Source organism: Streptomyces sp. WZ-12 (assembly GCF_028898845.1).
GTDB lineage: Bacteria > Actinomycetota > Actinomycetes > Streptomycetales > Streptomycetaceae > Streptomyces.
Genome location: NZ_CP118575.1, coordinates 45,797 through 59,078, shown reverse-complemented (window position 1 = coordinate 59,078; position 13,282 = coordinate 45,797). Strand labels below are relative to the sequence as shown.

Genomic DNA, 13,282 nt, shown 5'->3' with positions numbered 1-13,282 from the left:
CGCGCCGGCCTTTTCGTTGGGACGGCGTCATGCCGGTGCCGGCGGTCGCGGGTCGCGGTCCTACTCGCCCTCGTCGAGGACGGCGTCGCCGCCCTTGATGTGGCGGGCGGGGTTGAGGCCCTTCTCCATCAGGTCCACGGCCCAGGACATCTCCTGGACGCCCTCCAGCTTCGCCAGGCCCGGCGTGGGCCCGAGGCGGAAGCCGCCCGGCTGCGGCTTGCCCGAGGCGGCGTACGGGAGGAAGTCCAGCGGCGAGGCGCCGGGCGAGGGGTAGACGACGCAGTCGGAGAGCACGGCGAGGGGGTACAGACCCGTCATCTTCGCCATGTTCAGCAGCTTGCGGTGCATGTTGACCCGCGCCTTGGAGATGACGGCGGCGCGGATGTCCGGGCGCCAGGTCGGCCGCTGAAGGGCCGGCCACCGCTCGCCGTCCTTGTAGTGCTTGCCCTGCGGGCGCTCGCGCAGCTTGCCCACGCCCCCCTTCACCGTGGCTTTGATGGCCGCGAGGACTGCGGCCAGGGCCGGATCGACTTGCTTGTGCTGCTCCATCGCGGCGAGGAAAGCGCGGTCGTCCAGGTCCTTAGTGACGCCCAGGTCGGCGAGGGTGTCGACGTAGGCGTTCTTGAGGCGGTCGTGCCACGGGTCCAGGTAGGCGCCGGTCTCGCGCCGCAGGTACGCCTCGATCGGGTGCACGTCGTACCCGAGCTCCTGGGCGTAGGCGACGGTGTGCGTCTGGTACCAGGCCGGGCCCGTCGGCCGGGAGCCGTCCGGCGTGAACGGCGAGGGCAGACGAGGGTCCAGCTCGATGCGGGACAGGTCGACCAGCCAGCTCCCGGGGATCTTCGGGTTGAACTTCGGGGCGTGGAAGTGGTCGGGCGCGGACAGGCCGACAACCAGGCGGGCCGCGGCGGCCAAGAACGCCGTGTTCAGGTCGAGGCCGACCGCGAAGGGCAACAGGCACTCCTCATCGCTGAGCAAGTCCACCGAGCGCACCCACTGGTACGCCTCCTCGTTGAGGAACCCGCCCTTCCAGCCGGACTGAACGACGACTGGGTGCTCCGCGGTGGCCTCCGGCGGAGCCGGGTCCATCGGCTCCGTCCCCAGCGAGCCCAGGTTGTGGCCGGAGATCCAGTTGCCGGTCTGCTCATCGCGCTCCGGCTTCGTCGGCGGGCGCATGGCGGTCATCAGCTCCAGGCCCGAGACGGCGGTGGAGCCGCGCGGGGTGATGACCCGCTGGGCGTACACCCCGAGCACGCGGGCGATGTCGGCCGGCTCCATCTGGGAGACGCCGGGCCAGGACCGCTCATCGAGGGCATCCCACGACAGGATCGCCAATTGCACGCACTGCCGGTCACGGCCCTGCGCCTTGCGGTAGATCCGCGCCCATGGGCCGAACCCGCGCTGCGTGAGCTGCCACTTCGCCTTCGCGACCTGCTTGACGACCGGGTGGTCCTCCGGCAGGCGCAGGGAGCGGCGCTGCTCGTGGCCCTCCAGGCGCTCGGGCAGTCCGAGCTTCACGGCGGCCGCGGCGGTGAGGACGATCAGCGGGTCGCTGTCCTTGCCGTACCGATTGAGCTTCGCGGCACCGAGACCGGACTCGCGCAGCGTCCACTCCACCAGCTCCGGCACCGTAGTGGCCGGGCAGTCGAGCACGATGCCGCCCACGCCGTATGCGGAGCCGTCACCATCCAGCACGGCCAGCGGGCCGTGCGGGAAGCGCGGGTCGACGGCCGGCTTCGCGGGCTTCACCGCCTTCTTCGCCGCCAGACGCCGCGACGTCGCCGGACGCGCGGCCGCACGGGCGCGCCGTTCGGGCCCGGCCGGAGCCTGCACCGGTGCGGCAGCCGGCGCCTCCGGCTCAGAGGCGGCCGGGCCGGCGAACGTCTCGGGCACCTCCGGCTCCATCGTGGCGGCCGGGGCCGGGGCCGGGGCCGGGGCGGGTGCAGCGGGAGCGCCGTGCGCAGGGTACTTCGCCGCCCACCCCTTCAGCAGCCGCTGATACGCCTCCAAGCGCGGCGACTTCGGCTCGGAGCGACCGTTCTCGTAGTTCTTCACCGTCTGCGTCGACGTCTTCAACGCGACCGCGAGCCGGGCCTGGGTGATGCCAGCGGCCTCGCGAAGCCGGGCACGCTCCGCCGGCGGCGGGAGCTGCGGTTCCTCCTCCAACAACGCGTCAATGTTCGCGAACAGCTCTTCCTCGGATGCCATGTGCGACTACCTCCACCCCGAACACTAACAGACTTTACCCTGATCTTTAACCTATTTATTTAACCCGATCGGATAGATTTCGAGAGTGGGGCGGCCACGCAAGAAGGCCGCCCGGCGGGTGCCGGACGGCCTTCGAGAAGCTGAACCCTGGGCGTGTGGCCTGCCCCTTCGGGGCTACCAGGGACGATTCCAGGGTCTTCGTCGCCCAGTGTACCTACGATGGCCCCACCATGCCCAGCACACCGCCCGCATCCTCACCGCCGTCCAGCCACTCGACCGTGGTCACGTTGATCAGCTCTGACCGCTTCGCCCCGTACCTGGCCGCCTGCGGCGGCGACGCGACGGCCGCGCTGGTGCTGTACCGGTGGAACAGCGCGGCCGCAGCCGCGTTCTTCGAGTCGCTGGGGCACCTGGAGATCATGCTGCGCAACGCCATGGACGCCCGGCTCGTACACCGTCAACAGCACCGCGGCCGCACCGCCGAGTGGTACGACGACCCCGCCGTCCCGCTAAGCGACAAGGCCCGCGCCGACATCCGCACCGCTCGCCAGCGTGCCCAGCGCGGCGGAGCGGCCACACCGCGCGGAAAGATCATCGCGGAACTCGGGTTCGGCTTCTGGCGCTTCCTGCTCGCCCGCCAGTACCGCGCGACCCTCTGGCCCGACCTCGCCGGCGCCTTCCCCCACGCCCCCAGCCGCGCCCTGACCCTCATCGAGGACCCCGTCCAGCGCCTCCACAAGCTCCGCAACCGCATCGCCCACCACGAAGGCATCTGGACCATGCCGCTCGCGGCCCGCCGGGACGACCTGCGGGCCGTCCTCGGCTTCATCGCGCCGGCCGCCGCCACCTGGGTCGCCGACGCCTCCCGCATCAACGACGTCCTCGCCCGCCGCCCCTGATCCGGTCACACCGTCCCGCCGCAAGCCTCCGCTCACAGCTCACAGGGTCACCCACAGCACTCCCGCCTGCGGAAACGCCGTGTGAGGCTCACAGGTGCAGCCAGTCGTCACAGGCTGCTGCTGGCCAGTTCAGGAAGGTCGGCCAGAGCAGCGGGGAGATCGTTGGCACCCTGCTGCGCGTACCAGCCGCGGCACCAGCGCAGAACGCCGGCGCGGCTGAGCCGCCACTCCGAGCAGCATTGCACCAGCACATCGGAGGCGAAGCCGATGCTCAGCGCCTGGAGGACCGGGTCGAGGGGCCATCCTTCAAATCCGCAGGTCCAGGGATCACCCAAGCCCAAGGCGTCGGCAAGGATCGCGTCGGCGGCCCTGCCGGGGCCGGACCCGCTGTATCCCCAGTTGAACCCGCCCAGGACCTCAGCGTCCTTCGGGGCGAGCTCGTACAAGACGAGGTCGTCGACCTGCCGCTCGGTGGGCCCCAGCTTCCTCTTCTCCACCAGGATGCGGCACAGCGATTCGTCGTCCCTGACCTGCTGCACACCGTGGTAGATGCGGTCCTGCTCCGTCATGGTGTCCTCCCCTTCTTCCTGCTGATCCTGGCCAAACGCCGCCGCACGTCAGGTGAGTGGCACCCAGCCGAGGTAGATGTGGCCGGCGGCGCCGTAGCGCAGGATGTCGTTGGGGCCGGTCGTGGAGGTCGGCTCGCAGGCGGTGGAGATGCCGAGCAGCAGCCCGCCCAGAGCGCGGGTCGCCTTGATGGTGTCGAGGTTCGCCGATGAGGACCACTGGCCGTCCAGGCCCGCGTCGATGTGAATGGTGGAGCCGGTCAGCCGGGCCTTGGGCGGGGCCTGGTCGGCCACCCACTTGTCGACGATCAGCTCGCGGCCCATCGGGCGGAAGCCGCGGGCCCGCCAGTGCCGTTCGGTGTTCACGCTCCAACCGTCGCCGCCGTCCTGGTCCAGGGCCACCGTCTCCAGGTGCGGACAGACGATGAACATCGGGCGCGGGGGGCGGCCGTTGCCCTCGTCCATCGGCAGGGTGAAGAACCGGCTGGTCCACGACACGTGCGCGCCGACCATGACTGTGCGCAGCCCGTACCAGCCCGAGGGGCGGCAGTCCTGGTGGTTGAGGGACGCGCTCAAGAACGGGCCGCAGTCGTCGACGGCGAGCGCCGGCGTCTTTTCGCCCAGCGACGCCCCGCAGGTCTGGCAGTCCCGCTTGTGCAGGTTGAGCGCCACCTGCTGGCGGGCCTCATCCGACAGTCGGGTCATGATCTCGTCCGCGACCAACAGCTCGGTCACTGCCACTGGGTACCTCCCCCTGCCACCAGGCCCGCCCGTCGCGTCCCGCTGCCGCAGATCATGGAGCGGGACACCGTTCGGCACACCGTCGATGCTCCGAGCTGCCCGATTCGGCACTCGCAATGGCCGAGAAGCCACTGTTGCCGCGCGGGTTCAGCCCATCGACTGGAGGGCGCGCATCAGGGCAAGTCCATCGACGACTCTGCTGTCCTGGTTCATCAGGGGCGCTGTCTGGTCACCGCTCTCCCACTCCGCCCGGACCTCCTCAAGTTGCTGAGGGGAGATCGCCGCGCCGGCCGTCGCGGTGGTAACGACCTGGAAGGGGATGCGGGTGCGGCGCCCGGGGGCGGCCTGCACCACCACCACGGCGATCTTCTGGTTCGGGGCGAGGGGCTCGGGACCGAATGCCCGGTGGTCGTGCTCGCCGGGCAGAGCCTCGCGTGCGCGCACCGAGGCGCCGGGATTCTTGTCGAACCACACCCGGTCACCTTCCGCTGCCCGCTGTCCGACCTCGATGTTCCTGCGCGACGGCCCACCGGCGTCCTGCAGTTCTTTGCCCATGCCGTAGACGGTGCGGCCCTCCCATGCCGGGGTGGTCCGGTTCTGGTTCTTCTTCTTTTTCCTCGTACGGCTGACCGCCACGTCATCACTCCCTGTCCAGGGCCCGCACCGGGCCCGTGCCGTGCCTAACGAGGGAAGCGGGTCGGGGAGATACGCGCGGTGCGCCAAGTGAGGGAACCTGGTTCAGAGCGTGGGGCGCGTCGAGTTGGCGGATCACGGCCCGCGGGGAGTCGGGTGCGCCGACCTCCTGACCACCTGCTCGAAGGCTCGTTGTTTCACGCGGGAAACAACGAGCCCACCCACCGTACGAACTGGCGCTCATGCTGTCGTGCGCAGTGCAACGGCCTGCGGCACGGCGATGCCCGCGCGTTCCTGCCGCGCCCGGCGCAGCGCGGCGGCTTCGGTCGCTGCGGCCTGGCGGCGCCGCTGGAGGCGGGCCTGGTCGATCGGGGCCGGCGCATCGTCGGCGGCGACGTCGGGCTCGGGGAAGGCCCGGCGGCTCAGCTCACGCATCGCCTTCGTCTGCCGCTCCACCGCCTCCGCGATCCCCAGATCCACCCGGGACGGCGGCGCGGCCTGGCGGTGCGCCTCGATCGCGCGGCGGTATCCGTCCGGCGGCGGCCGGCGCTCCACCGGGACGGCGGGCGCGACGGACGTGGCCGGGGCCGGGACGGCGGCCGCGGTGGTGGGGCCGGTCCTGATGGACGCGGGCGCCAGGACGTGCAGGGCGCGGACGTTCGCGGTCGGCACCCGCCCGTTGGCTGCTGCGAGCAGCTGCGGTGCGCTCCAGCGCAGTTTCGTTGCGACGGCCGGGGCGTCGGGGACGACGTCCAGGCGGCCAGTGTCCGCGTCGAACGCCGTCGCCTGCACACGCCCGGCGAGCTCGGGCACCGTCGCGGTGAGGATGGCGTCGAAGTCGGCGAGGACGGATCCGCCGGCGGCCGGGGCGACCATGCCGCGCTCGGTCATCATCATGCCGATCGCCGCCCCGAGCCCGAGCGGCTCGCGCCCGTCGCGGCGTACGGCGGCGGTGGTGCGCCGCTTCGGCTTCCTGGTGGTGGCGGCGTTCTTCTTCGCCGCCTCCCGAGCCGCGATGAGGGCCTGGCGGGCGAGGTCGACACCGCTCAGCTCGGTGGTCACGCGATCACCGGCCCGGTGGCGTCGCCGTCCAGCGGACGCGCGGCGAGGCCGGGCAGCCGGTCCGTCCACGACCCGGGCTTCTCGGGCCGGGCGGCGGACCGCTCGTGCAGCTGCTTCAGCCGCGCGGCCAGCAGGTACTCGGCTACGCGCTCCCTCGCCGTGTTGGCGGCCCTCGTCGCGGCGGCGACAGCATCCGCACCGCCCGGATTGTTCCGGAACCACGGGCGGCCCTGCTCGGACCGGTACGCCCGCCGGGCCTCGGCTTCGGCCTCCGGGGTGCCGCGCAGCACCGCCAGGGCGTCGTCCTGGTACTCGCCGACGGCCTGCTGCGCGGTGTGGAACGCGGTGTACGCGTACGCGTCCGCAGCACCTTGCGGATCGGCCTTCAGGGTGGCCACGTCGGTGATCTGGAGGAACTCCTGCCACGCGGCCGCGGTGCCGTCCTCGATGGCCGTACGGGCCCCGGCGACGGCGGCCGCGATGCTGCCCGCCTCGCTCAGGTCGGCGGACCCGGCCGCCGCGAGGAGACCGGCCTCACCGATCAGGGCCTCGGTCTGACGGCGGTGGTCGCACGCCTCGCACAGCCCGGCCGCCCGGCCGCGCCCGCAGTCCGCACACGCCAGCGCCTGGCGGACCTCGTCGGCGGCGGCCGCGGCCTGCTGGTCGCGTTCGGCCTGCTCAGCGGCTGCCGCACGGGCCGCATCGCGCCGGGCCCGCTCCGCGCGGGCCTGCTCCTGGCGCCAGGCCAGGTCCTCCGCGTCGATGGCGACCCGCTCGCGCAGCCGCTCCTCGAGGACGCGCCGGCGCTCGCCGTCGGCCAGGCCGGGCAGCTCCCGGTCGATGTCCGCGCCGATCCGGGCACGCCAGGCCCGGCGCAGGTGGAGGACGTTGCCGCAGTTCTCGCAGTCCTCGCCCGTGTCGAGCCGGATCCCGTCGTCGCACTTGCGGTGCGAGCAGGCCGTCCGCTGGGGCAGGCCCCGGCGGATCAGCCACCCGTACGGGCCGGTGACCATCGCCTCGCCGCCGGTCTCCGCCAGGCGGTCGGTCAGCCGGTCGGCCAGCAGCCGCGGCGCACCCTCCGGCGCCACACCCAGGCCCGCCAGCTGCGCCAGCTCCTGCTTCGCGGCGGCCTCCACCTGGTCCTGCTGCCAGCCCGACAGCCGCTCCCACAGCCAGGAGACCGGCCCCAGGGCCACCCGCAGACGAAGATCAGCCGGAAGGGTCACCCGCCTCTGCTGCTGCGCCTTTTCCCACCCTCCGGCCTTCGGCCGGCCACCGGCGCCAGCCCCGGTAGCGCGCTGCCCCACCCGCTCGTCGACCGGGGACTCTTTCGGCTTTTCCCCGTGCAGCGGGCCGCCCTGAGCCACCGGCTTGCCGGCCTCGGCAACGGCGGCCTGGCCGTCGGCGGCCTGGTCCTCGCCCACGCACACGCGCTCCGGCCGACGGCCTTCACCCCCACGGCCTTCGCCGGAAAAACCACAATCAAGCTGCGGAGAAACTACGGCAGTAACCCCAGAAGCGTGGTCTGCGTGGAGCTCTGCACCATCGGGACGCTCCCGATCGACCGCATCCTCGGAGCCCTCGGCACCGCCGATCCCAGACGCACCAAGGGCACCAGCAGCACCGGCCGGACCATGATCTCCGCACGCACCATCAGGACGCGCCGAACACACCGGACCGGCGCCCTGGGCAGCCTCCACCGAGGCCAGCGTGCGGCCGTACGCGCGGGCGACCGGCAGCAACATGACCCGGCCCCGGCCGTTCATCCGCGTCGACGTCGCCTTGCGCTGCCGCGCCACGACCCCGGCCTCCGTCAGCCTCGCCAGCACCTTCCGAGCCCCCGACGGCGAGCAGCCCAGCAGTCGGGCCAGCGTCGCCGCCCCGCGCCCCTCGCGCTTCTTCACCGAACCGCCGACCAACTGCAGCCAGCCCGACGCCCTCGTGTTCAGCACCATCAGCAGCAGCCCGAGCCGGTCGGTCGCCGCGCCCTTGCCCGTACGGCCGGCCAGCAGCCCCGGCGGCGTCGGCTCCTTGTCCTTCGGCGTCCAGCCGTGCCCGAACAGCGCCTCGCACAGGTGCAGCAGCGTCGCCAGCTCCGCCTTCGTCAGCGCCAGCGGGTGCCCCGCTCCCCCGCCGTGGTGCGCGCGCCACAGCGGCATGACCAGGCAGTCCAGCCCGGTCGGGTGCCCCTTGGCGTCCCTCACCACCTGCGTGTGCACCGCGTCCGAGCCGCGAAGCACCGGCAGCACCTTGTGGTGGACCGTCGACTCCTTCACGCCCATCCACCGGCCGAGCTCCGCGCCCCAGGTCGAGGTCTGGAGGTCGTCGTCCTCGCCCTTCGGCGCCCGCGACTTCGCGTACAGCACCACGGCCGCCAGCTTCGGCGCGTCCTTCAGCCCGGCGATCGACGGGTCCGCCAGCAGCGCCTGGACCGCGTCGCGCAGCCGCAGCCGCATCGTGCGACCGAGACGCAGCGGGTCCTCCGGGCCGTCGCCATCCGGCTTCCCTGCGGCCGGCACCGACCGCAGCGCGTTCCGCTGCGCGGGAAGTACCGGGGCCCCGTCGACGAAGTCGCCGAAGAGGGAGTCCAGCTCCGCGGCCGGTGCCGCCAGGGCGCTCATCGGGCCACCGCCCCAGCAGGAGCGGCGGACACGGTGAGGGCCGAGACCGTCTGAGTCGTCATCGGGCCGGTGTACACGCCAAAGCGGACACCCCCATTCGGAGCAGTCAGGACCCTCGTCTCGTCATCCACCCGCCGACCCTGCACCGGGCGGCCTGTGGGCAGGGGCCGGGGAGCCCCGATTGCCCCCGCCGCTCCCGCACCACGGGCAACGATCTTGCTTTCCGTCCCGCCACACGGGACGGCACCCTCGCGGGCACCGCCGCCGGAGTTGTCGAGGACGTCGTCGAAGAGGTGGTCCAGCGCGGCGGCCGACACCGCTTCCGCACGCATCCCCGAGGTCAGGCAGACCGCCTGACCGGGGGTGCCCGTGTGACACTCAAGGGGTGTGATGTACGTCACAATCCCCGCAGGGGGGACACCACAACCAGCGGGAATCACCCCAGAGGGGGTACCGACCTGGTCGTGGTCGACCTGACAAGTCGACCGGAGCTCGTGCACTATGGCGATAACCAACTTCCATATGGATCAACAAGGGCCGACCCCCTCACGGGGATCGGGTCACGTATGGACGGCGGTGAGCCCCCTCCGTGAGGAGCGGGCGACCGGGCGAAGAACCAGAGGCGGGCCTTCCTTCCTTGAGGTGATTCGAACGGATGTTCCAAAGGCCCTTGCCGGGGCCGGTGGAACGGAGCGGTACAGCAGCCCCCTTGCAGAGGGGCCACTGCTGTGTTGCTGGTGCAGAAGCCCCCTTGCAGGGGGGCCGCTGCGGTGTGTTGCTGCTTGGTCCTCTCGGACCTGGTGGTGCTGTGATGTGAAGACCCAGCTCGATGAGCTAGAGCCCAGAGCCGGATGCGAACCGGAGACTGGGCGGCCGACCTGGATGTTGAATCTGGTCGGCATGAAGGGCCGCGCGGGGCCGAAGTGGATTGCAGTCCGCTTATTTGGCGCGCGCGGCCGGTGGCACCTAGGTCACCCCGACCCCCTCGATTCCGAAGGTGGAGTCGGCGTGCCTGAAATCAGATACGAGGTCAGTCTTCACCGGGTGCCTCCTGTGTTGCGGCCGGGTATTTCTCGGCCAGCCGGCGGAGGAAGTGCGCGTACTTCAGGCGATTGCCGCGATGGGGCTTGGTGAGCCCGGCCTCCCATCGGGCGACAGCGACGCGCTGGACGCCGATGGCGTGGGCGACTTCTGCCTGGGTGAGCCCGGCGGCGACTCGTAGCTGCTGCCGAACGTGAGGCGGAGGCAAGGTGTCAGCATCCACCAGAGCATCAACTCGGCGCAGCGGATCCGACATTGCGGCCTCCATCGTAGAAAACAGCCCCTAAAAAGATACATCACGCGATCTCCGTTGGGGAATGACCGTCACCGGCGACCGCCATCCGTCGAGGGGCGTGCACGGCGGAGTGCGGCCAGCACGTTCTCCGGGCAACCGTCGTACACGATGTGCGGCTCACCGTCCGTCGGCGGGCAGAAGCGGCCAGCGTGCCTGAGCAGATCCTCCTCGCTGAACTCGATGCTGTTCGCGTCGAACAGTGATTGCTCGTTGCGTTTCCGGATTCGGTGCCAACGCACCTCATGCGGCACAGGCAAGTAGACGAGAACGGGCTCGCCGCCGGCCTCTATCGCGGTCGCTGCCCACTGGGCCCGTTCGTCCGGGGTCCAGAAGCCGTGGTCGATCACGGTGTCGTGTCCGGCCGTCAAGAGTTGCTGGAATTCACGGGCGATGTCCTTGAGTACGGGCGCCTCCCTGATCCTGAACTGCCCGCGAGGGAAGTCCCTGCCGTAGTGGCCGTAACGACGGAACATCTCCTCGTCAGGGCAGAGACGCCGGAAGCCGGCGTCTTCCTCCAGGGCGCGGGCGAGGGTGGTTTTGCCAGCGCCCTGAAGGCCAGACATGAGGATCGCGCGGGGCGCGGGGCTCAGACGGTTGTCCGTGGTCATCGCTATATCTCTGACGTCGTACGACGGGTGCGGCCCGGAGCTCCCAAGTCCACGCCGTACTCCAACGGTTCGCTGTCGGCGTCCAGGAAGCGGGCGGTGAGCACGAGGATCGCCGCGACTGTGTCGGCCTCCAACTCTAGGAGCTCAAGGTCCTGTGCCGTGGCGATGCGGGCCGTCTCCTCGTCCACGCGCTTCACGACCTGCCTCCCGGTAGCCCGAGCGATCAGGTCGAGCGACAACCCACCTTTGAGCCGCTCGCTCCGTGCCAACTCGGGCACGGCCTGGGCGAATTCCGCCGGGATCCATGACGTGGAGTGGGAGACGATGCCATGACCGTCCCGGTAGACACGGCTGCGGCGAATCACGTCGTCACCAGGAGAAATACCCAATACGCGGGCGACGTCTTCGGGAGCTTCGGCTATGCCGGCGGTGTGGCCGGACGACTTCTCGCCAACGCCCCACGATGACTGTGTCGTGCTGCTGCGGTCGTGGCGCTCCGCTCCGGAGGACAGCGAGATGGGGCGCGCCATCACCTCGGTGCCGACTCCCGGGATGCCCTGCACGAGCTTCTCTTCGCGCAACCGCCGCATCGCCCGGTCCGCGGTAGCCGTACTGACCTTCCACTCCTCCGCCAGCGACTTGATGCTGGGCAGGAGGTCGCCCGGCGAGAGCTCCCCAGAGCTGATCAGGTCGCGGTAGTGGCTCGCAATCCGCGCGTATGGCGGCCGATTGTCGGCTCGGGGTGGCCCTGGCATGCCTCGCCTCCTTCAAATTCCCTCTGGGTGCCTCACTATACCGCTTGACACCTGAAGATACCTGATGCAACCTGATGTATGTAAGGCGCAAGACCGCAGTAGTCGTCCGCCCCTCGGGGCGGCCGGGGTTGAGAGCACCATCGAACTCCCCCGGAGCCTGAAGGCCGCGACGACTGTGGGTACGTCGCAGCGCTGTGCGCTGTCTGTCCTGCGGGACGCCGGCCTTGCGCCGCGCGGCCCGGAGGGCGGAGAGAGCATCGCAACCCGCGCCCCCGCCACTCCGCCCGTGAGGAGTCCAGATGACTGCTTCGCCCCTTGAGCGCACCGCCCGCCCCCGCCGGAGCCGGACCCGCTCCCGCACCGTCAACAACCGCCCAGCGCTCGTCATCTCCACCCTGAAGCCCCACCAGTACGACCTGCGCCCCGCCTGCGCGTCGTTGATCTGCCCTGACTGCGAGACGTGGGTGCCGATCACCGGCATCCAGACCAAGACGCCGAAGCTCGTCCCGCACGACACTGGCCGTGCGGGCAAGGACGCCGCCGACCGCTGCCGCCTGGGAAGCAACCGTCTGGTCACGGTCAACGTCACGGTCCGAAAGTGGCAGGAGCGCCTGGAGGACGGCCACGCGCAGACCGGTCACCGCCGTCGGACCACCGTGCGGCGCAAGCCGAGGGTCGCGGTCGCCCTGGCCGCCAGCCAGATCGCTGCGCAGAAGCAGGCGCCGGTGGCCGACGAGCCCGGCGACGGCCGGCCCATGTGGCTACTGCGCGAGATGAAGTGGGCGTCGACTGCGTCTGCGGTCCGCGACGCCGACACCCGCCGTGCGCAACTACCCGACGGTGCCGCGCCGTTGGGTGCGCCGCCGGTGCCGCTCAAGACGCTGCACCCCGAGCGCCGCGTGAGCTGACCCGCTCCAGACGAACGACCACGGCCCCGGCCACCCGCAGACCACGCTGCGGGTGACCGGGGCCGTGGCTGCTCGTACGCGACAGCCACCTTCAACCAACTTCCTGCGAAGGAGAGTTCACATGCTGGGCGACGCCGACGCCCTGGCAGCCGCCGGATGCCCGGAGGCCAAGGACTGGCACATCGCGTCCGACGACTACTACGGCACGAACTACCAGGCGGAGTACGACCCACACACGATCGCGGGCCAGGCCCAGCAGCTGATCAAGAAGCAGGAGGCCCACGTCGCCAAGGTCAGCCGCCTGTCCGGCGCGACCACCGGCACCAACTGACGAGCGATCACAGTCGCCCCCGGCTCCGTGCGGAGGTGGGGGCGGCCGCGGCTGCTCGCACGAACAGCCCGAACAGCACGACAGCCCCGGCGACTTGGAACCCCCCGGGGCTGTCCAGGACCTGACTGGAGGACCCGTGCACCACAGCATCGCACACCACGATGGCGACTCCGACCCGAACATGGATAAGGCTGCGCCACGTCCAGCCGGGGCGGTGAGCGGCATGGACTGGCGGCACCGCGCGGTCTGCCGCGAAGAGAACCCCGAGCTGTTCTTCCCCATCGGCAACACCGGCCCGGCGATCCTGCAGATCGAGGAAGCCAAGGCCGTCTGCTGCCGCTGCCCCGTCATCGAGCAGTGTCTCCAGTGGGCGCTGGAGTCCGAGCAGAACGAGGGTGTGTGGGGCGGCCTGTCCGAGGACGAGCGGCAGGCGATGAAGCGCCGCTCCGCCCGGAACCGGCTCCAGGCCAGGAAGGAGGCGACGGCATGACCGACGCCGACCACAAGCGCCTGGAGGACGACGTCCGCCGGACCAACGAGGACCACGACTTCGGCCGGCGGTCCCGCGGCTGAGTCCCTGTACGCAGCTGCTAGCCGCACGCACGGCGAGACCT

13 protein-coding genes are annotated in these 13,282 nt (G+C 71.1%); 4 read left to right on the top strand and 9 right to left on the bottom strand.

Annotation, left to right across the window (positions count from 1 at the left end; all coding sequences use genetic code 11):
* Positions 1-60 precede the first annotated feature (60 nt).
* Positions 61-2,208 (bottom strand): telomere-associated protein Tap, encoded by a 2,148-nt coding sequence (tap, locus tag PV796_RS40355; RefSeq protein WP_274919471.1) that lies wholly within the window; start codon positions 2,206-2,208, stop codon positions 61-63.
* 230 nt (positions 2,209-2,438) lie between these two features.
* Between tap and PV796_RS40350 the strand changes: the two genes are divergently transcribed.
* The gene (locus PV796_RS40350; RefSeq protein ID WP_274919470.1) at positions 2,439-3,107 is read left to right on the top strand and encodes a hypothetical protein; all 669 of its coding nucleotides are present in this window, start codon (positions 2,439-2,441) and stop codon (positions 3,105-3,107) included.
* 107 nt (positions 3,108-3,214) lie between these two features.
* Here PV796_RS40350 and PV796_RS40345 read toward each other — a convergent pair whose 3' ends face one another.
* From PV796_RS40345 to PV796_RS40310, 8 genes are all read right to left on the bottom strand, one after another.
* Positions 3,215-3,676 (bottom strand): DUF6166 domain-containing protein, encoded by a 462-nt coding sequence (locus tag PV796_RS40345; protein WP_274919469.1) that lies wholly within the window; start codon positions 3,674-3,676, stop codon positions 3,215-3,217.
* A gap of 48 nt (positions 3,677-3,724) precedes the next feature.
* Positions 3,725-4,408: a hypothetical protein gene (locus PV796_RS40340; protein WP_274919468.1), complete on the bottom strand. Its 684-nt coding sequence runs from the start codon at positions 4,406-4,408 to the stop codon at positions 3,725-3,727.
* A gap of 153 nt (positions 4,409-4,561) precedes the next feature.
* Positions 4,562-5,050 (bottom strand): hypothetical protein, encoded by a 489-nt coding sequence (locus PV796_RS40335; RefSeq protein ID WP_274919467.1) that lies wholly within the window; start codon positions 5,048-5,050, stop codon positions 4,562-4,564.
* Between the two features lie 237 nt (positions 5,051-5,287).
* Positions 5,288-6,109: a DciA family protein gene (locus PV796_RS40330; RefSeq protein WP_274919466.1), complete on the bottom strand. Its 822-nt coding sequence runs from the start codon at positions 6,107-6,109 to the stop codon at positions 5,288-5,290.
* Positions 6,106-8,730 (bottom strand): hypothetical protein, encoded by a 2,625-nt coding sequence (locus PV796_RS40325; protein ID WP_274919465.1) that lies wholly within the window; start codon positions 8,728-8,730, stop codon positions 6,106-6,108. Before PV796_RS40325 ends, PV796_RS40330 begins: the two co-directional genes overlap by 4 nt.
* Positions 8,731-9,760: 1,030 nt before the next feature.
* A complete protein-coding gene (locus PV796_RS40320) occupies positions 9,761-10,027 on the bottom strand; it encodes a helix-turn-helix transcriptional regulator (protein WP_274919464.1) in 267 nt (88 codons plus the stop codon).
* 68 nt (positions 10,028-10,095) lie between these two features.
* Positions 10,096-10,674, bottom strand: a complete 579-nt coding sequence (locus PV796_RS40315) for an AAA family ATPase (RefSeq protein WP_274919463.1) — start codon at positions 10,672-10,674, stop codon at positions 10,096-10,098.
* 2 nt (positions 10,675-10,676) lie between these two features.
* Positions 10,677-11,429 carry a GntR family transcriptional regulator gene (locus PV796_RS40310; protein ID WP_274919462.1) on the bottom strand — a complete coding sequence of 251 codons (753 nt, stop codon included), beginning with the start codon at positions 11,427-11,429 and terminating at the stop codon, positions 10,677-10,679.
* Between the two features lie 299 nt (positions 11,430-11,728).
* On the opposite strand from PV796_RS40310, the gene PV796_RS40305 reads away from it, so the two are divergent.
* The 3 genes from PV796_RS40305 to PV796_RS40295 all read left to right on the top strand — a co-directional run bounded on the left by PV796_RS40305 (position 11,729) and on the right by PV796_RS40295 (position 13,158).
* Complete coding sequence (locus PV796_RS40305; protein ID WP_274919461.1) at positions 11,729-12,337, top strand: hypothetical protein; 609 nt, start codon at positions 11,729-11,731, stop codon at positions 12,335-12,337.
* 121 nt (positions 12,338-12,458) lie between these two features.
* Positions 12,459-12,668 carry a hypothetical protein gene (locus PV796_RS40300; RefSeq protein WP_274919460.1) on the top strand — a complete coding sequence of 70 codons (210 nt, stop codon included), beginning with the start codon at positions 12,459-12,461 and terminating at the stop codon, positions 12,666-12,668.
* A 223-nt stretch (positions 12,669-12,891) separates the two neighbouring features.
* On the top strand, positions 12,892-13,158 hold the full coding sequence (locus PV796_RS40295) for a WhiB family transcriptional regulator (protein WP_274919459.1): 267 nt from the start codon (positions 12,892-12,894) through the stop codon (positions 13,156-13,158).
* Positions 13,159-13,282 lie beyond the last annotated feature (124 nt).